The following is an 18,372-nucleotide window of genomic DNA, read 5'->3' on the forward strand; positions in this document are numbered from 1 at the left end:
CGTGTCGTCAGTATCCGCTGCGCAGCGTCCGCAGGGTGAAGCCCCGTCCCGCCGGGTCGATGCGGCGCGTCGCCTGCTTGAAGAGGTACTCCGCGCGCTCGTAGGAGAGCCGGCGTCGGCCCGTCTCCGGGCACAGGTCCGCGGCGTCGGCGGGCGCGCGGGCCGGAGCCGGTCGGCGGGCGCTGAGGAAGAGCGGGCCGCGTGCCCGGCCTTCGGTCAACTCGGCGACGAGTGGGCCGGTCTCGGGGTGCCAGCAGACGAACGCCCGCCCCGAGCGGGCGCGGTGGCGCGACGGGTCCAGGTCCTCCACGTCCAGTGCGAGCACGGCGGCGACCGTGGCGCCGGACTCGTGCAGCACCCGCCACAGCGCGCGGTCGCGTGCCGGGACGGTCGGGTCGCGCAGCAGGGAGCGCAACCCGGGCCCGGGGAGCGGGCCTCGGTGCGCCGTCGCCGGTACGGCGCGCCGGGGAACCGCGTCGGCCGGCGTCTCGCGTCCGGCCCAGGCGCAGAAGGAGCGCAGCGCGGCCCGGTGCCGGTTCCAGGTCGCCGGGGCCGAGTCGCCCCACGCCGTGCGGAACACGCGCCCGATCTGATCATCCGTCACCTCGGCCAGTGGGACGGTGTCGCCGAGGCCGGTGCGCAGGCGGCGCAGGGTCTGCGCGTACGAGCGCCGGCTGGAGGCGTCCAATTCGGCGCGTCCGAGGAACGCGTCCGCCGCCGCGCCCAGCGACGGGCCCGGCGCCGTGACGCCCAGCGCGTCCGCGCGGAGCAGCGCGTCTGCGCGGCGCAGCAGGAAGGCGCGTTCGGCGTCGTTGCGGGTGAGTCCGGCCGCACGGCGGAACTCCGTCGTCGCCTCCGCCGTGCGGCCGAGGCGGAGCAGCAGGTCGGCGCGGACGCTCGGCAGCAGATGGTAGTCCTGGAGCGCCGGGTCCAGGTGCAGCGCGTCGACCAGGTCGAGCCCGGCCTGCGGACCCTCCGCCCGGCCCACGGCGACGGCTCGGTTCAGCTGGACCACGGGCGTCGGCAGCAGATGCGCCAACGCCTGGTAGAGCGCCGCGATCTGAGCCCAGTCGGTCTCCTCCGCCGTCCGGGCCTGGGCGTGGCAGACGGCAATCGCCGCCTGCAGCAGGTACGGGCCGGGCGGCCCGGGGCGCTCGCCGGTCGACGGGGGGCCCGCGAGCAGGTCGCGGGCCCGCAGCATCGCCTCGAACCCGCGGCGGATCAGCAGCGGGTCCCAGCGGCCCCGGTTCTGCTCGTGCAGCTGGACCGGCTCCCCGTCGGGGCCGGTTCGCGCGGCCTGCCGGGACGCCTGCAACTCCATGAGCGCGACGAGGGCGTGCGCCTCCGGCTCGCGCGGGGCGAGCCGGGCGAGCAACCGCCCGAGCCGCAGCGCCGTGAGGCACAGGTCCGGCCGGATCAGGTCCTCGCCGGACGTGGCCGAGTAACCCTCGTTGAAGACCAGGTAGACGACTTCGAGTGCGGCGCCGATCCGCTCGCCGAGCTCCTCCGGGCCGGGGGCGCCGCTGAAGTCGACCCGCTGCCGCGCCAGGATGCGTCGGCCCTCGGCGATCCGGCGGGTGACCGTCGTGGCGTCCAGCAGCAGGGCCCGTGCGATCTCCTCGCGGGTGAGTCCGCCCAGCAGGCGCAGGGTGAGGGCGATCCGGGTCCGGGTCGGCAGCGCGGGGTGGCAGGTGAGCAGCAACAGCCGCAGGATGTCGGCCGATTCGTCGGCCTCGTGGTCCTCCCCGTCGCTGCCGGCCCCGCCGTCCTCGCTGGCCGGGTCGTCCCGGGGTTCGGCGGTCTCCAGCGCACGGGCGAGTTCGCCGTGTCCGCGCTCCTCGCGCTCCGCCTGGCGGATCCGGTCCACCGCACGGCGCTTGGCGACGGTGGTCAGCCAGGCGGCCGGGTTCGTCGGGACGCCGGTGGCCGGCCACTGTTCGAGTGCGGCCACCATCGCGTCCTGCGCGAGCTCCTCGGCCGCGCCGACGTCGTGCACCATCCGGACCAGCGCGGCGGTGATCCGCGCCGACTCCAGCCTCCAGACGGCGGAGACCGCCGCGTGGACCTCGGGCGCCGGGGCGGCCGGGTGGCCGCCCCGGGGGCCCGACGGCGCGGTCACGGTCCGAAGACCTGCTGGACGGTGCTCTCGCCGTCGCCCACGATCCGGCGGAAGCGCCGGGCCAGCTCGACGGCCTCCTCCTTGGAGCCCACCTCCACCAGCGCGAAGCCGGCCACGGCCTCCTTGGCCTCCGCGAACGGCCCGTCGGTGACGGTCAGCTCGTCGCCGCGGGAGACCAGTCGCACGCCCTCCGGGGCGAGGCCGCCGGTCGCCAGCAGGACGCCGGCGGCGGTCATCTCCTCGACGAACGCGGCCATCTCGGTGAAGAGCTTCTCGTCCGGCGCGGGGGTGGTCTCGGTGCTGCGGGCGGTCATCAGGTAGCGCATGGTCCTGCTCCTTCTTCTCCCGGTCGCCGCCCTCCGCGGCGTCCTTCTGCCCCTACGTCGAAGCCGGCCATATGACAGGGAACACCCGACTGACCTGAGCATATCCGTTTTCACCGGCTTTCCGACGTGTTGGGGTAGCAGGATCCGCGAAGGTGCACGTAGCCTGGCCCTAGCCGAGAGCCCCAGGGGAGCGCGGAATGGCACTACTGAAACTGGCAGCGATCCTCCTGGCGGGCGGCGCCACCCTGATACCCGCGGCGACGGCGACCACCTCCACGACCTCCGCCGCGCACACGTCCGCGACCTCCGCCGCGTCCGCGGCCACCGCGCCCGCGCCGGTGGTGCTGGACTGCGTGGGCAAGCCGCAGACGCGGCCGGCGACGTACGTGCTGGCCTGCGGGGACGGCAACAACTACCTCGCCGGCGCGAAGTGGTCGACCTGGACGGCCGGCTCGGCGACGGGCACGGCGACCGACCAGGCGAACGACTGCGTGCCGTACTGCGCCGCCGGGCACTTCCACGGCTACCCGGTCGACGTCCGCCTCGACCAGCCGGTCCCCTGGACGGGGCACCCGGGGCAGGTCCGGTACACCCGCCTCACCCTGGACTACCCCGGCGCGCGCCCGACCGGGATGCCCGCCCACTTCGTCTGGCCGCTTCCCCGCCCGGCCAACGCCGTCGCGGGGACGTGACACCGCGCCCGGCTCATCGTGTCCGGTGCGCGCGGATGATCTCCGCGTAGCGCGCGCCGCTGGTCTTCACCGTGCGCCGCTGCGTCGCGTAGTCGACGTGCACCAGCCCGAAGCGCTTCGCGTAGCCGTACGCCCACTCGAAGTTGTCCAGCAGCGACCAGTAGTAGAACGCCGACACCGGAGCCCCCGCCGCGGCCGCACTGGCGCACGCGGCGACGTGCTGCTCCAGGTACGCGGCGCGCTCGGCGTCGTCGACGCGGCCGTCGGGGCCGACCACGTCCTCGTAGGCCGCACCGCTCTCGGTCACCATGAGGTCCTGCGCGCCGTACTCGTGGGTGACCCGCAGCAGCAACTGCTCCAGGCCCGGGGCGTGGACCTCCCACGGCATCGCCGTCTGTGGCCCGGGGCCGGTGAGTTGGCGGAAGCCCGGCACCGGGGCCGCCGGGTCGTCGGCGACGATCTGACGGAAGTAGTAGTTGACGCCCAGCCAGTCCAGCGGCTGCGCGATGGTCTTCAGGTCCTCGCCCCGCACCGGGAGGTCGACGCCGTAGAGCGCGACCATGTCCTCGGGGTAGCCGAGGCCGAAGACCGGGTCCAGCCACCAGCGGTTGATGTGCCCGTCGGCGCGGCGGGCCGCCGCGAGATCCGCCTCGCTGTCGGAGGCGGGCTCGATCGGGCTGAGGTTGTTGGTGATGCCCACCCGGATCTCGCGCGGCGCGGCCGCGCGCAGCGCCTGCGCGGCGAGCCCGTGGCCGAGGTGCAGGTGGAAGGAGGCGCGCACCGCGGCCGTCAGGTCGGTGACGCCCGGTGCCATCTTGCCTTCGAGGTGCCCGATCCAGGCGCTGCACAGCGGCTCGTTGAGCGTGGCCCAGTCGGTGATCCGGTCGCCCAGGCGCGCCCCTACCAGGGACGCGTACTCGGCGAAGGCCTCAGCCGTCTCCCGCTCGGGCCAGCCGCCGCGGTCCTGGAGGGCCTGCGGCAGGTCCCAGTGGTAGAGCGTGGCGTTGGGGCGGATGCCCGCCTCCAGCAGCGCGTCGGTGAAGCGGTCGTAGTGGTCGAGCCCGGCCCGGTTCACCGCGCCCGTGCCGTCGGGCAGCACGCGCGGCCAGGCGAGCGAGAAGCGGTAGCTGGTCAGGCCCAGCTCGCGCATCAGCGCGATGTCCTCGGGCCAGCGGTGGTAGCTGTCGGTGGCCACGTCTCCGGTGTCGCCGTTGTCCACGGCGCCGGGCACCCGGCAGAAGGTGTCCCAGATGGACGGGGACCGGCCGTCCTCGGCCACGGCCCCCTCGATCTGGTAGGCGGAGGTGGCCGCCCCCCAGAGGAAGGAGGGGCCGAATGCGGACGTGTCGGGCGCAGGCATGGGTCTCCTCGGCACACGGTGCAGGTGAAGAAAAGGCAGGCGAAGAAAGGGCAGGTGGAAGGGGGCGGCGGGCGGCGGGCTACTTGACCGAGCCCGCGGTCAGCCCGGCGACGAGGTAGCGCTGCAACAGCAGGAACGCCACGACCACGGGAACGCTGACGACGAGCGAGGCGGCCATGATCTGGTTCCAGTACACGTCGTTCTGCGAGGCGTAGTTGCGCAGGCCCACGGCCAGCGTGCGGGTCGAGTCGTCGGTCATGACGGAGGCGAACAGCACCTCGCCCCACGCGGTCATGAAGGAGTAGACCGCGACCGTGACGATGCCCGGCAGCGCGGCCGGCACGATGACGCGGACCAGCGCGCCGATCGGGCCGTTGCCGTCGACCTTGGCGGCCTCGTCCAACTCCCTTGGAATGGAGTCGAAGTAGCCGACCAGCATCCAGATCGAGAAGGGCAGCGTGAAGGTCAGGTAGGTGACGATCAGCCCGAGCCAGGAGCCGTCCAGCTGGACGCCCGTCGCCGTGCCGATGTTGACGTAGATGAGGAAGAGCGGCAGCAGGAACAGGATGCCGGGGAACATCTGCGTCGACAGCACCGTCACGCTGAACAGCTGCCGCCCCGGGAAGCGGTGCCGACTGACCGCGTACGCGGCGAGGATGGCGATGACCACGGAGACCGCGGTCGAGCAGGACGAGACGACGAGGCTGTTGACGAAGTAGTGCCCGAGCGGCACCGTGCTCCAGATGTCCACGTAGGGACGGAGCGTGAGGTTCGTCGGCAGCCAGGCGAACCCCGCCTGCACGTCCCGCAGCGGCTTGAGCGAGCTGCTGAGCATGACCCACAGCGGCAGGAAGGTGAACACCCCCAGCAGCGTCAGCACGATCCGCCGCGTCCACACGAACGAGGGGGGCGGGGCGAGGGGGCTGCGCGGCGGCCTAGACATCCGTCTTCCTCCTCCGGTTGGTGAGCAGCAGGTACACCGCGGTGACCACGAGCAGGAAGAGCAGCAGCAGCACGGACATCGCCGAGCCGGAGCCGAAGTTCCAGTTCTGGAAGGAGGTGTCGTAGATCTGCACCGAGATCAGGTTCGCCTGTGACGGCGGCACGTTGCCGAAGAGCGTGTAGGGGGTGTTGAAGTCGTTGAAGTTCCACAGGAACAGCACCAGGATCAACACCTGGTTGACCGACCGCAGTTGCGGCAGCGTGATGGAGCGGACGCGTTGCCACACGCCCGCGCCGTCCAGCGCGGCCGCCTCGTAGAGGTCGCCCGGGATGTTCTGCAGGCCCGCGGTGACGACCAGGAAGGCGAACGGCCAGGTGCGCCAGACGGCGGTGATGACCAGCGCCCAGAACGAGTTGCCGCCGATCAGCCAGAACGGGGCCGTCTTGAACAGGTGCAGGTCGTGCACCAGCAGGGTGTTCACCAGGCCCGTGTCGCGCTGGAACATGAACTCCCAGGTGATCGCGGCGGTGTAGGCGGGCAGCGCGTACGGCACCAGGAAGTAGGTGCGCAGCAGCCCCCGGCCGCGGAACGGGTCCTGCATCAGCACCGCGGCGCCGGTGCCGAGCAGCCAGGACACCGCGACCGTCAGCACCGTGAACGCACAGGTGGTCCAGAAGGACTCAAGCAGCTGCTTGCCGATCGCGCCGTTGAAGTCCAGCGCGAACCGGTAGTTGTCGAAACCCGCCGCCGGAGCCGCGCTCCAGTTGCGGATGAAGAACTCGGTCAGGTGCTTGAAGCTCATGTAGATGCCGGTGAGCATCGGCACGACGTGCACCAGCAGTTCGAACAGCACCGCCGGCAGGAGCAGCAGATAGGGGAGTCCGGCGCGGCGCACCCGAGCCCAGGAGCGGCTCGGGCGCGCGGGCACCGGCGTGCGGACCTCAGCCACCGGCCTGGAGCTTCTGCTGCGCCTGGTCGAGCTGGGCGGCGACGCTCTGGTCGGTGACGGGCTTGCCGGCCGCGGCGTCGGCGAACAGGTTCTGCACGGCCGCGCCGATCACCGTCTCGAACTGGCTCTCCGTGGCCACGGCGGGCATCGGCGCCGCCGAGTTCGCGAGCACACTCTGCAGCGTCTTGACGGTGGTGGTCTGGAACGCCGGGTCGCCGTAGGCGTCGTTGACCGAGGGCAGCGAGCTGTACTCCTTGTTGAGGTCCATCTGCGCCTGCTGGCTGGTCATGAACTTCATGAACTGGATCGCCGCGTCCTTGTGCTTGGTGTTCGCGAAGATCGAGAGGTTGATGCCGGCCACGATCGAGTCGACGTGGCTCGGGCCCGAGGGCATGGCCGCGTTGAACGGGACGGGCGCGACGCCGTACTGGCTCGGCTGCATGCCGTACTGGGCGAGCGTCGCGTCCGCCGACTGCCACAGCAGCATGGCGGCCTTGCCGGTCGCGAAGTCCTTGACCGCCTCGGTGCCGTTGGAGTACTCGGCGTCGCTCGGGTTGGCGATCTTGTCGGCGGCCATGAAGTCGACGTACTGCTTGATGCCGGCCACGTTCTGCGGGGTGTCGAACGTCGGCTTGCCGGAGGAGTCGTAGAAGCTGCCGCCCTGCTGCTTGGCGAAGGTGAAGGCGTGGTGCGCGTTCTCCGGGGTCTGCGCCCCCTCGACGGAGACGCCCCACTGGCCGTTCTTGGTCAGCTTCTTGCCGTCGGCGATGAACTCGTCCCAGGTGGTGGGCGCTTGGGTGATGCCGGCGGCCTGGAACATCGCCTTGTTGTAGTAGAGGCCGTAGGCCATCGAGTAGATCGGCACCCCGACCGGGGGCTGTCCGGGCGCGCCGGTGGCGGCCAGCGCGCCGGGCAGGAAGCGGCCGGTGCCGTTGATCTGCTTCATCACGTCGTCGCTGATCGGCAGGAACGCGCCGGTGGCCTGGAGCGAGGCCGACCAGGTGTTGCCGATGTTGACCAGGTCCGGGCCCTGGCCCGAACTGGCGGCGGCGAGGATCCGGTTGAGCAGGTCGTTCCAGCCGATCACCTCCAGCTTGACCTTGATGCCGGTCTGCTTGGTGAACGCGTTGAGCTCGGGGGTGAGCACCTTGACGTCCTGGGCGATGGAGCCGCCCTGGTCGCTGGCCCAGTAGGTGAGGGTGGTCCCCGCCACGGACCCGCCGCCGCCCGAGCCGGATCCGCCGGAGGAGGAGCAGGCGGAGGCGAGCAGCGCGGTGGCGACGGCGAGGGTCAGCAGTGCCGGTCTGGAGGAGTGCATGGAGGGAGCCTTTCGGGTGGGGGCGGATCAGCGCGGCCCTTGAGGGGGTGCCCGGAACGGACGAAGGCTTTGCTCATGACTTAGTTCGAGACGTGATTTAACCTGTGAGATAATCAACCGTCAACAGATTCGGCGGTCCTGGGCCAGCGGGGTCCCAGTAGGGTGCCCTCCGGGGCAGAGCGTGGAGGATGGGCCGGGATGACCGACGAGGGTCGCAGAAACGTCCGTGACCTGCGGCGCGCCAACCGCGCCCGACTGTTGCGGCAGCTGTACTTCCACGGTCCGCTCAGCCGGCAGGACTTGATCCAGGCGACCGGCCTCAGCTCCGCCTCCGTCAGCAACGTCGTGGCCGACCTGCTCGACGCCGGGCTCGTGGTGGAGGCCGGCGCCGTCGAGTCCGAGGGCGGGCGGCCGCGCATCCTGCTGCGGGTCGACACCTCCAGCTTCGAGGTCATCGGCATCGACGTCGGCGAGACGCGGATCCGGCTGGAGCGCTTCGACCTCGGCCTCGGCGAACTCGCCGCGCTGGACCTGCCGGTGATCGGCGGCTCGCTCGACCCCGAGGCCGTCGTCCCCGCGATCGCCGCCGGGCTCGCCGAGCTGCGCGCGGGCGCGGCCGCGCCGCTGCTCGGCGTCGGCATCGGCGTCCCGGGCATCGTGCAGCACCAGCCCTATGCCGTGGTCCACGGCCAGACCGTCGGCTGGGACGCCTTCCCGCTGGAGGAGCGGCTGCGCGAGCACACCGAACTGCCGCTCTTCATCGACAACGGCGCGACCACCATGGCGCAGGCCGAGATGTGGTTCGGCGCCGGGCGGGACGTGGACAGCGCGGTCTTCCTGCTGCTCGGCTCGGGCGCCGGGGCGGGCGTCATCGCCGACGGCGCGCCCTTCCGCGGTTCGACCACCAGTGCGGGGGAGTGGGGGCACCTCAACGTCCAGTACCAGGGCCGCCTCTGCCGCTGCGGCGCGCGCGGCTGCCTGGAGGCCTACGTCGGCGCGGAGGCGGTCATCGCCCGCTACGCGGAGGCGGCGCAGGCGGCGGGCTCGGCGGGGATCGACGCCTCCGACGAGGAGGAGGCGCTGCGTCTGATCCTGGCCGCGGCCGAGCGGTCGGGCAGGGAAGGGGAGGCGGCGCGTTCGGTCCTTGACGAGACGGCTGTCCGGATCGGCGTCGGCATCGCCGATGTCGTCAACTTCCTGAACCCGCAGCGCGTCATCATCGGCGGCTGGGCCGGGCTCGCGCTCGCGCCGAGCCTGCTGCCGCGGATCCGCGAGGTCGTGCGTGCGCACGCGCTGCGCCTGCCGTACTCGCTGACCTCGGTGGACCTCGGCGCGCTCGGCGCGGACGCGGTGGCCCGAGGCGCGGCCACCCTCCCGGTCGCCCGCCTGTTGGAGGCGGGCGCGTAGCGCCGACGCAGAGCGGCTTCGACTTCTGTATTGACACCGGCTCGACAGACCTTCACGATGCACCGCAGAGAGGCGTCAGAGAGCGCTCTCTCGCCGCAAGGGCAAGGTTCTGCACCACTCCCACCCACCCGTGCCAGGAGTGCCATGAGATCTGTCGCGACCGTTCCCCGCAGACTCCCCTCGCGTGGACGCCCGCTGTCCGCGCTGCTCGCCGTCGTCGCCCTGCTGCTGGCCGCCCTGGCCGCCCAGGCCGGGGTCGCCTCCCGTGCCGCCGCGGCGAGCTGCGGCACCACCGACCTCGCGCTGGGCAGGCCCGCCACCGCCTCCTCGTTGGAGAACGGCAGCTTCCCGGCGTCCAACGCCGTCGACGGCAACACCGGGACCCGCTGGTCCTCCTCCTTCTCCGATCCGCAGTGGCTCCAGGTCGACCTCGGCTCGAGCCAGACCGTCTGCCAGGTCGTGCTGAACTGGGAGACCGCCTCCGGCAAGGCCTACCAGATCCAGACGTCCAACGACGCCGCCAACTGGACGACGATCTACTCCACCACGTCCGGCCCCGGCGGCACGGAGACGCTGAACGTCTCCGGCGCCGGGCGCTACATCCGGATGTACGGGACGCAGCGCAACACCCAGTACGGCTACAGCCTCTGGGAGTTCTCGGTCTACGGCTCCGGCGGCGGCACCCCGCCGCCGCCCACCGGCGGCGACCTCGGCCCCAACGTCATCGTCTTCGACCCGACCATGGCGCAGTCGACCATCCAGAGCCAGCTCAACTCCATCGCCAACGCCCAGGGCGGCAACGAGTTCGGGACCGCGCGCTACGCGATCCTGTTCAAGCCGGGCACCTACGGCTCCGCCGCCAACCCGCTGATCTTCTCCGTCGGCTTCTACGAGAGCGTCGCCGGCCTCGGCAGGAACCCCGGGGACACGGTCATCAACGGCACCGTCGACGTGTACAACCAGTGCAACGGCGGCGTGCAGACGCAGTGCTACGCCACCACCAACTTCTGGCGCTCCCTCACCAACCTGACCGTCAACGTCACCGGCATGACCGGCTGCTACGCGGGCGACGACTTCTGGGCCGTGTCCCAGGCCGCGCCGCTGCGCCGGGTGCACATCAACGGCAACCTGAGCCTGATGGACTACTGCACCGGCTCGCCGGACTGGGCCAGCGGCGGCTTCGTCGCCGACTCGCAGTTCACCGGCGGCACCGTCACCAACGGCTCGCAGCAGCAGTTCTTCACCCGCGACTCCAGCCTGGACGGCTGGAGCAACGCCGTGTGGAACCAGGTGTTCTGCGGTGACCCGGGTGCGCCCGCGCAGTCCTTCGCCGCCAACTCCGGTGACAGCGGCGGCCCCAACTCCTACACCACACTCGCCACCTGCCCGCAGACGCGGGAGGCGCCCTACCTGTACCTGGACTCCAGCGGGAACTACCAGGTCTTCGTGCCCTCGCTGCAGACCAACTCCTCCGGGCCGACCTGGCTGAACGGCTCCACGCCCGGCGTCTCGCTGCCGCTGTCCACCTTCTTCGTGGTCCAGCCCAGCGCGACCACCGACCAGATCAACGCGGCGCTCGCGGCCGGTGACAACCTGCTGTTCACGCCCGGCGTCTACCAGGTGCCGAGCACGATCAGCGTGACCCACCCCGACACGAAGATCGTCGGCCTCGGCTTCCCGACGCTGGTGCCGAGCAACGGCAACACCACGATGAACATCGCCGACGTGGACGGCGTGAACGTCACCGGCGTCATCTTCGACGCGGGTCCGGCCACCTCGCCGACGCTGCTCACCGTCGGCACGGCAGGCTCCGGCGTCAGCCACGCGGCCGACCCGGTCACCCTGGACGACGTCTTCTTCCGCGTCGGCGGCGCCACGGCCGGCTCGGTGACCACCGCGCTCGTCGACAACAGCAACAACTCCATCGTCGACGACGCCTGGATCTGGCGCGCCGACCACGGCGCGGGCGCGGGCACCTGGACCGGTGACCAGAGCGACACCGGCCTGGTCGTGAACGGCAACAACGTGGTGGCGACGGGCCTGGCCGTCGAGCACTTCCAGAAGAACGAGACGGTCTGGAACGGCCAGGGCGGCGAGGTCGTCTTCTTCCAGAACGAGAACCCGTACGAGGTGCCCAACCAGGCCTCCTGGATGTCGAGTTCGTCGCAGAAGGGCTACCCCGCCTTCTACGTCGCGCCCGGCGTCACCAGCTTCCAGGGCTACGGCATGGGCAGTTACTCGTACTTCGACCAGGGCCAGGACATCCACAACGCGATGGCTTTCCAGGCCCCGAACAACTCGGGCGTCCAGTTCCACGATCTGCTGACCGTGTTCCTCAACGGCAGCGGCGGCATCGACACCGTGATCAACGGAACGGGACAGCCCGTCAGCTCCACCTTCGGCGGGCCGAGCGACGTCGTCAGCTACCCGTGACGACGCCGCTCCCCGCCGGTGCGAGGCCGGTCTGACGCCGGTCTGACTCCGGTGTGACCCGTCCCGCGCGCGGCTGCCTCCTCCCCGCTGTCAGCCGCGCGCGGGACGCCACATGGTGGTGACCACGTGTCCGTCGGGCATCGTCAGCTCGCCGGTCGGCACGAAGCCGACGGCGGCATAGCGCTTGTCGTTGGCGGGCGGGTTGCTCGACTCCAGATACGCGGGCATGTGGAGCGCGTCGATGCGGGTGAGGCTCTCGCGGAGCAGGGCCATGCCGAGGCCCTTGCCGCGATGGTCGTCGTGCGTGCCCAGCAGGCTCAGATAGAAGTGGGGCTCCTGCGGCCGGGCCGCCTCCATCGGCTCCAGGATCGCCAGGATCCCGGCGGCCGTGTCGGCGTCGGTGGTCGCGCGGAGGAAGTCGGCGAAGCCGTGCTCCTCCTCGTCGGTGAGCTCCGTCCCGCCCGGCGGGATCCACACCGCGGCGGCCTCGACCTGCTCCGTCACCAGCAGCCACGGATACCGCAGCGCGGAGGCGGCGAACAGCCGCCACAGCGCGCCGGCCTGCGCCGCCCGCCGCCCAGGGTCCGGAAAGGCCGGCCCCCACACCGGGTCGTCGAAGAACGCGGTGGTGATGGTCGCGACGACGGCGTCGACATCGTCGGCGCGGGCCGTGCGGACGTGTAGCGGCTGCTCCTGGCTGCTCATCCGGCCACGGTAAGGCGCGGCAGGTGAGCGCGCCAGCTCGGAGTCCGCCGGTCGCGCGGCTCCATGGCCGAGGCTGCGGGCGATGTCTCCGGGCAGTCATGGACATCGCTGGTGACCGTCTTCGGCTGAGCGTGCGTCACTCCGTGGCGAGTTCCACCCGGATCGAGTCGCCGTCGCGGACGGTGGCGAGGGCCTCGGGGTCGCCGTCGAGCGCGCCGAGGAGGTTGCACGGGCTGGCGAGGCGGCACTCGTCGGCGCGGGAGATCGGGGTGGGGCCGAAGGGGAGGGCGAGACTGTCGCCGTCGGGCCAGAAGGCGACCGTGCCGGGTTCGACGACCTGCCGGGCGTCGGGCTCCACGTCGCGGGTGACCGGGGTGCGGAAGTAGACCTCCTTGCCCCAGGTGCTCGCCGTCGACTGGATCGGCAGCGCGGTCCGCAGGGCCTCGCTGGTCGGGGTGGAGCGCAGGGTGGCCGTCGCGGTACCGGCGGGCCAGATGATGCGAATCTGCATGGCAGCAGCGAAGCGTGCGCTTCAACATTTTGTCAATGCTGTCTCGCGGTACCGTCACGGCATGCCTGAGACCCGGTTGACCACGTCCTCCTATCTCGTGCTGGGGATCATCGACCAGTTGGGCGAGGCCAGCCCGTACGACGTGAAGATCGAGGCTGCCCGGACCGTCGCCCCGTTCTGGGCGGTGCCGCACGCGCAGGTGTACGCGCAGTGCGACCGACTGCTCGCGGCCGGGCTGCTCTCCGAGGTGCGGCAGGAGGGCGGGCGCAACCGGCGGGTCATGCGGCTGACCGAACCGGGTGCCGAGGCCCTCGCCGGTTGGCTCGCCGACTCCGCGTTCGTGCCGGTCGAGGCGCGGGAACGCGGCATCCTCAAGCTGTGGTTCGGGGCCCGGCCGGAGGTCCACGCGCCGACGCAGATCGAGGAGCACGCACGCGCCCTCGGCGAGTACGAGGGCCTGGCCGAGTCCGTCGGCGGGCTGATCACGCGAGGGCAGCGCGAGGCGCTGGAGTTCGGCATCCGGTACGAGCGGATGATGGTGGAGTTCTGGCAGTGGGTGGCGGGCCGGGCGTCCGAATGAGGCCCCCGCCCGGATCAGTTCTGACTCGTCGGTAACAACCTCTTGACCCCTCCCTGGTTCCGCCCTACCTTCTCGACAGTCCAGAAAGGACTGTCAGTGAGCGAGGGGGCCGCCGTGGACCGACCCAGGGGCAGCACGCGCAGCGCGCGGATCAGCTGGGGGCGGGTGGCCGCGCTCGTCGTCGTGGCCCTCGGTGTCGGCTACGCGCCGATCGCCGCGACCGAGCTGTGGCCCTACGCCCACCCTGGCGCGCCCGCCGTCGGCGAGTCGCTCCTCGCCCACCTCACCAGCCCGCGCTACGTTGCCGAAGCGTTCGCGACACGGATCAAGCCCTACGACCACAGCCTCGCCGCGCTGATCGTCCACTCGGTGCTCGGCGGCCTGCTGATGCTGCTCGGACCGCTCCAACTCCTCACCGCCGTACGGCGCAGGGCGCGCCTGCACCGCGCGCTCGGCGTCGTCTTCGCCGTCACCGTCTACGTGTCGATGGCCGGCGCGGCGGTCTACCTGCTGCGCACCGCCCCGCGCGACGCGTTCAGCGGCCCCGCCTTCTGGATCGTGCTCGCGACCATCCTCGTCGGCACCGTGTTCAGCGTGACGTTCGGGATCGTCGCCGCGGTGCAGCGGATGCCCCAGATCCACCAGCGCTGGATGCTGCTCTGCTACGGCTTCCTGATGACGGCTCCGCTGCTGCGCCTCGAATGGGGCGCACTGCCGGTGCTCCTCCCCGGGCTCTCGATGGCGCAGATCAACCAGATCGCCGTGATGCACCTCGGCTCCGTCGTCGCGTTCGGCGCGCTGATCGCCTCACGCCGACTGGACCGTCGTACCGAACTGCCGGGGATGAACGGGAGTTGGGTGCCGTGGTGGGCCCTGCTGGCCGCCGGGCTCGCGGGGGCGGCGGCGCTCGGGTGGATCACCGAGGCGTTCCTGTCCGGCGGCGGTGCGCAGAACCACCGCCTGCTGCTCGGCTATCTCCTCCCGTTCGCCGCCACCGCCGCCGTCATGGCGTGGCGGATGCGGCGCGCAGCGAACGAAGGCCGGACCTGGGCCCGCGAGGAGTGGCGGATCCACCTCGTCGCACTGAGCCTCGCGCCGGTCTTCTCGGCGCTGTGCGTGCTGCCCTTCGAGCGCGCGTTCGACCTGGACCGCGTCACCGCGCTGAGCGCGGCCGTGGCGATCGGCTGCGGCGTGCTGGCCTTCTGGGCGACGGCGCTGACGGGCCTTCGGGCGCTGGTGGCGCGGGAGACGGCGAAGCGGACGTCTGCGGCTCCGGTCGCTCCGACCGAGGCCGCGCCGGTCCGGTAGGGGCGCGGGAACGCGCCGCGCCCCGAGCCGAACCCGGCCGATCCGAACCGGCACGCGGCCGAACCCGGCCTCAGACGGTCTCCAACTCCAGCCCGAACGGCAGCGGTTCGGTGTGCAGCACGCCGAGCCGCTGGGTGGCCCGGGTCAGGGCGACGTACAGCTCGTTGGCACCGAAGCCGGTCGGCTCGACCACCAGCACCGTGTCGAACTCCAGCCCCTTCGCCTGCGCGGGCGCGAGCAGGACGACGGGGCAGGTCAGGTCCGGCGCGGAGCCGCTGGCCGCCTCCGGCAGCGCCGCGACCAGGGCGTCGAGTTCGTCCTCCGGCGCGACGACTGCCAGGCGGCGTTCGGGGGAGGCGTGCTCCGCGACCGCCTTCGCGACCGCGCCGGGCAGCTCGTCCGGCGTCGGCACGGCCAGGGCCCACGGCCGCACGCCCGTGCTCCGCACGGAACTCGGCGGGGTGAACGACGGGTCCGTCGCGCGGTGCACGGCCGCGGCCGCGTCCATGATCTCGGCGGGCGTGCGGTAGTTGACGTCCAGGACGACGCGCTGCCAGCGGTCCTGGACGTGCGGGCGCAGGGCGGCGTCCCAACTGCCGCAGCCTCCCGGTTCGCTGGTCTGGGCGGGGTCGCCGACCAGGGTCATCGAGCGGGTCGGGCAGCGGCGCATCAGCAGTCGCCACGCCATCGGGGAGAGCTCCTGCGCCTCGTCGACGATGACATGGCCGAAGGCCCAGGTGCGGTCGGCCGCCGCGCGCTCCGCCGCCGTACGGTGGTCGATCTCCTCCTGACGGTCGGCCAGGCGCTCGGCGTCGATGAGGTCGTGGGCGGCGAGGCGCTCCGAGTCCTCGTCGTCGCGGTCCTCGAACTCCTGGGTGCGCGACCCGTAGGAGAGGTCGAGCACGCCCTGGGCGTAGGCGATCTGCTCCTGGCGCAGCGCCTCCTCCATCGCGCGCCGCGCCGAGTCGTCCTCGCCCAGCAGTTCCGCGGCCTCGTCCAGCAGCGGGATGTCCGCCGGGGTCCACTCCCAGCGCGCCGGGCGCTCGGGGCGGGACGTGTGGACGCGCCGGATGACCTCGGCGTCGGCCTCGGGGAGGTGGGTCGGGTCCTCCAGGTAGTCGGCGAGGAACCGCTCGGGGGTGAGCTGCGGCCACAGCTCGTCGATCGCGGCGTGGACGGCGGGGCTGGCGGCGACGGCCTTGCCGATCAGGGCCTGGTCGTCCGGGCCGAGCAGGTTCGGGCCGCCGTAGGGGTCGTGGCCGAGGCGCTCGACAAGCTGCTCGGTCAGCGCGTCGATGACGGCGAAGGCGAAGTGCGGGCGGGCCAGGTTGTGCGGCAGCTGCGCCGCGCGGGCGCGCTCCCGGGCCGCGGCGGCGATCTCGCGGTCCAGGATGAGCACGCCGTCGTCGTGCTCGATGACCAGCGCCGGATCCGGCAGCGCCTGCCGGTCGCGCAGGTGGCCGGCGAGGGCGTCGGCCATCGTGGCGGCGCCCTTGACCGCGGCGGCCGCCGGGGTGTCGACGCCGGTCGCGCGCACGCCGGGGAAGAGCTCGGCCGGGGTGGCCAGCAGCACGCCGGTCTCGCCGAGTGAGGGCAGCACCTGGCCGATGTACGCGAGGAAGGCCGGGTTCGGGCCGACGATCAGCACCGCGCGGCGGGCCAGCAGCTCGCGCTGGGCGTAGAGCAGGTAGGCGGCACGGTGCAGTGCGACGGCGGTCTTCCCGGTGCCGGGGCCGCCCTCGACGACGAGCACGCCCTGGTGCGGCGCGCGGATGATCCGGTCCTGCTCGGCCTGGATGGTCTGCACGATGTCGTGCATGCGACCGGTGCGGGCCGCGTCGAGCGCGGCGAGCAGCACGTCGTCGGCGTCCGAGCCCTCGTAGCCGGAGCGCTCGGCGTCGGCGAGGTCGAGGATCTCGTCGTGCAGCGCGGTGACGCGGTTGCGTTCGGTGGTGATGTGGCGGCGGCGGCGCAGGCCCATCGGCTCGTAGCCGGTGGCGAGGTAGAACGGCCGGGCGAGGTCCGCGCGCCAGTCGACGACCAGGGGGGTGCGCTCCGCGTCGTCGGCGCGGATTCCGAGGCGGCCGATGTGGTGGTCGACCCCGTCGCGGAAGACCAGCCGGCCGAAGCAGAGGCCGTGCTCGCCGGAGGAGTAGGCGGCGAGCAGGCCGGAGTTCTCGGCGACCAGCACGTCGCGTTCGAGGCGCGTCTGAGCGTTGGTCACCTCCTGCCCCAGCGCGGCCTGGACGGCGGCGTCGGCCTGGGCCTCCAGCACGGCGAGGCGTGCACGGAGCAGGTCGATGAATTCCTGTTCCTGGCGAATTCCGTCGTTTGACAATGCCGCTCCCGCTCGGATATAGTGAACCCGTAAAGATTCCTCGTCCGTTGGCATGACTTCGTGCCGCAGGACAGAGGAATCTCTTAATATACGAGCGAATTCGCCGGGATGCAATCCCGGCTTTTTTGTTGTTTATGTCCCTCAGGTCGTGAGCAGCACGCCCGCGTAGGAGACGGCCGCGATCAGCACCCACGAGGCCAGGCCGACCAGCAGCGCCTTGCGGCCGGTGCGCAGCAGGCTCCGTACGTCGACGGTGGTGCCCAGGGCGAAGAGCGCCGCGGCTGTCAGCAGCTGGTCGACGGTCCCGGCGGTGTCCACGAAGCCGGTGGGCAGCATGCCGGTGCTGCGCAGCGCCACGCAGGCGAGGAAGCCGACAAGGAACAGCGGGATCGGCGCCGGGCGCTTCCCCCCGGCGACGCGCCCGCCCGTGCCGCCGGCGGCGCGGCGGGATCGCACCAGTGCGACGCCGGTGACCAGCGGCGCGAGCAGCGCCACCCGCATCAGTTTGACCACGACCGCCTGTCCGAGCGCCGCCGCGCCGGCCGTCTGCCCGATCGCGACGACCTGACCCACGTCGTGGACGCTCGCCCCGGTCCAGCGCCCGAACTGCAGATCGCTCAGCCCGAGCGGGTGGTGCAGCAGCGGCAGCACGCCGATGGCGAGCGTGCCGCAGAGCGTCACCAGGGCGACGGCAGTGACGGTGTCGCGCTCCTCGCTCTCCGTCACGCCGTTCATCGCGGCGACGGCGGAGGCGCCGCAGATGGAGAAGCCGGTCGCGATCAGCAGCGGCTGGTCGCCGGGCAGCCCGGCCTTGCGGCCGAGCCACTGCGTGCCGAAGAACGTCGCCGCGACGACGACGCAGACCAGGAGGAGGCTCGGCCAGCCGAGCGCGAGGACGTCGCTCAGGGCGAGCTTGAGCCCGAGCAGGACGACGGCCAGTCGCATCACCCGCTTCGCGGTGACGCCCAGCCCCGGGCGGGTGGCCTCGGGCAGGATCCGGGCGCCACCCCTGCGCAGGTTCCCCGCGAGCACGCCGAGCGCGACGGCGGCGGTCATCGGCGAGACAGACGGCGCGAGGTGGTTCACCCCGGCCGCGACCGCCGTGGCCACCCCGGCGGCGGTCAGTCCCGGCAGGTTCCGGCGCATCGACGCACGCAGGCGCGTCGGCGCCGGCGGACGGGTGAGACCTGCGTGGGGAGGGGTGTGCACGCTGTCGCGCCGGTCCGGGCGCACGGGGGTGATCGTCACGAGAACACTCTTGGGCCCGCGCCGGAAGGGCGGTAGCCGCAAAGCCGCGCCCACGTCATAGGGTTTCCCTATGACAGGAGAGGCGGCGGAGACGGACGTCGGCGCAGGCGCGGCCCGGCGCGCGCGGGCGGGGCG

Annotated in this window: 15 protein-coding genes; 5 read left to right on the top strand and 10 right to left on the bottom strand. The window is 72.2% G+C overall.

The window, feature by feature from the left end:
* Positions 1-7 precede the first annotated feature (7 nt).
* Both TR50_RS38170 and TR50_RS38175 read right to left on the bottom strand, forming a co-directional pair.
* On the bottom strand, positions 8-2,119 hold the full coding sequence (locus TR50_RS38170; protein ID WP_042433566.1) for a sigma-70 family RNA polymerase sigma factor: 2,112 nt from the start codon (positions 2,117-2,119) through the stop codon (positions 8-10).
* Positions 2,116-2,445, bottom strand: coding sequence for a YciI family protein (locus TR50_RS38175; protein WP_042433567.1), 330 nt, complete (start codon positions 2,443-2,445; stop codon positions 2,116-2,118). Before TR50_RS38175 ends, TR50_RS38170 begins: the two co-directional genes overlap by 4 nt.
* Before the next feature lie 197 nt (positions 2,446-2,642).
* Between TR50_RS38175 and TR50_RS38180 the strand changes: the two genes are divergently transcribed.
* The gene (locus tag TR50_RS38180) at positions 2,643-3,137 is read left to right on the top strand and encodes a hypothetical protein (protein WP_042433570.1); all 495 of its coding nucleotides are present in this window, start codon (positions 2,643-2,645) and stop codon (positions 3,135-3,137) included.
* Between the two features lie 13 nt (positions 3,138-3,150).
* On the opposite strand, the gene TR50_RS38185 is transcribed toward TR50_RS38180, so the two are convergent.
* The 4 genes from TR50_RS38185 to TR50_RS38200 form a co-directional block, all read right to left on the bottom strand.
* A complete protein-coding gene (locus TR50_RS38185) occupies positions 3,151-4,497 on the bottom strand; it encodes a GH1 family beta-glucosidase (RefSeq protein WP_042433573.1) in 1,347 nt (448 codons plus the stop codon).
* 79 nt (positions 4,498-4,576) lie between these two features.
* Positions 4,577-5,440: a carbohydrate ABC transporter permease gene (locus tag TR50_RS38190; RefSeq protein WP_042433576.1), complete on the bottom strand. Its 864-nt coding sequence runs from the start codon at positions 5,438-5,440 to the stop codon at positions 4,577-4,579.
* Positions 5,433-6,389: a carbohydrate ABC transporter permease gene (locus TR50_RS38195; protein ID WP_042433579.1), complete on the bottom strand. Its 957-nt coding sequence runs from the start codon at positions 6,387-6,389 to the stop codon at positions 5,433-5,435. The genes TR50_RS38190 and TR50_RS38195 overlap by 8 nt, the downstream gene beginning before the upstream one ends.
* On the bottom strand, positions 6,382-7,707 hold the full coding sequence (locus tag TR50_RS38200; RefSeq protein ID WP_042433582.1) for an ABC transporter substrate-binding protein: 1,326 nt from the start codon (positions 7,705-7,707) through the stop codon (positions 6,382-6,384). Before TR50_RS38200 ends, TR50_RS38195 begins: the two co-directional genes overlap by 8 nt.
* A gap of 198 nt (positions 7,708-7,905) precedes the next feature.
* Here TR50_RS38200 and TR50_RS38205 point away from each other — a divergent pair, with 198 nt between their 5' ends.
* Both TR50_RS38205 and TR50_RS38210 read left to right on the top strand, forming a co-directional pair.
* Positions 7,906-9,114: an ROK family transcriptional regulator gene (locus tag TR50_RS38205; RefSeq protein WP_042433586.1), complete on the top strand. Its 1,209-nt coding sequence runs from the start codon at positions 7,906-7,908 to the stop codon at positions 9,112-9,114.
* A 144-nt stretch (positions 9,115-9,258) separates the two neighbouring features.
* On the top strand, positions 9,259-11,547 hold the full coding sequence (locus TR50_RS38210; RefSeq protein ID WP_042433589.1) for a discoidin domain-containing protein: 2,289 nt from the start codon (positions 9,259-9,261) through the stop codon (positions 11,545-11,547).
* Positions 11,548-11,637: 90 nt separating this feature from the next.
* Here TR50_RS38210 and TR50_RS38215 read toward each other — a convergent pair whose 3' ends face one another.
* Both TR50_RS38215 and TR50_RS38220 read right to left on the bottom strand, forming a co-directional pair.
* Positions 11,638-12,252 carry a GNAT family N-acetyltransferase gene (locus TR50_RS38215; RefSeq protein ID WP_042433592.1) on the bottom strand — a complete coding sequence of 205 codons (615 nt, stop codon included), beginning with the start codon at positions 12,250-12,252 and terminating at the stop codon, positions 11,638-11,640.
* Positions 12,253-12,388: 136 nt separating this feature from the next.
* Positions 12,389-12,763, bottom strand: coding sequence for a cyclophilin-like fold protein (locus TR50_RS38220; RefSeq protein WP_042433595.1), 375 nt, complete (start codon positions 12,761-12,763; stop codon positions 12,389-12,391).
* A gap of 61 nt (positions 12,764-12,824) precedes the next feature.
* Between TR50_RS38220 and TR50_RS38225 the strand changes: the two genes are divergently transcribed.
* Together TR50_RS38225 and TR50_RS38230 are read left to right on the top strand one after the other, a co-directional pair.
* On the top strand, positions 12,825-13,343 hold the full coding sequence (locus TR50_RS38225; RefSeq protein WP_042433596.1) for a PadR family transcriptional regulator: 519 nt from the start codon (positions 12,825-12,827) through the stop codon (positions 13,341-13,343).
* 114 nt (positions 13,344-13,457) lie between these two features.
* Entirely contained in the window at positions 13,458-14,651 is a 1,194-nt protein-coding gene (locus tag TR50_RS38230; RefSeq protein ID WP_042433605.1) for a DUF2306 domain-containing protein, read from the top strand.
* Between the two features lie 70 nt (positions 14,652-14,721).
* On the opposite strand, the gene TR50_RS38235 is transcribed toward TR50_RS38230, so the two are convergent.
* On the bottom strand, positions 14,722-16,974 hold the full coding sequence (locus TR50_RS38235; RefSeq protein WP_042433608.1) for a HelD family protein: 2,253 nt from the start codon (positions 16,972-16,974) through the stop codon (positions 14,722-14,724).
* Positions 16,975-17,130: 156 nt separating this feature from the next.
* Positions 17,131-18,237: a YeiH family protein gene (locus TR50_RS38240; protein WP_236654763.1), complete on the bottom strand. Its 1,107-nt coding sequence runs from the start codon at positions 18,235-18,237 to the stop codon at positions 17,131-17,133.
* Between the last annotated feature and the right edge of the window lie 135 nt (positions 18,238-18,372).

Source organism: Streptacidiphilus anmyonensis (assembly GCF_000787855.1).
Lineage (GTDB): Bacteria > Actinomycetota > Actinomycetes > Streptomycetales > Streptomycetaceae > Streptacidiphilus > Streptacidiphilus anmyonensis.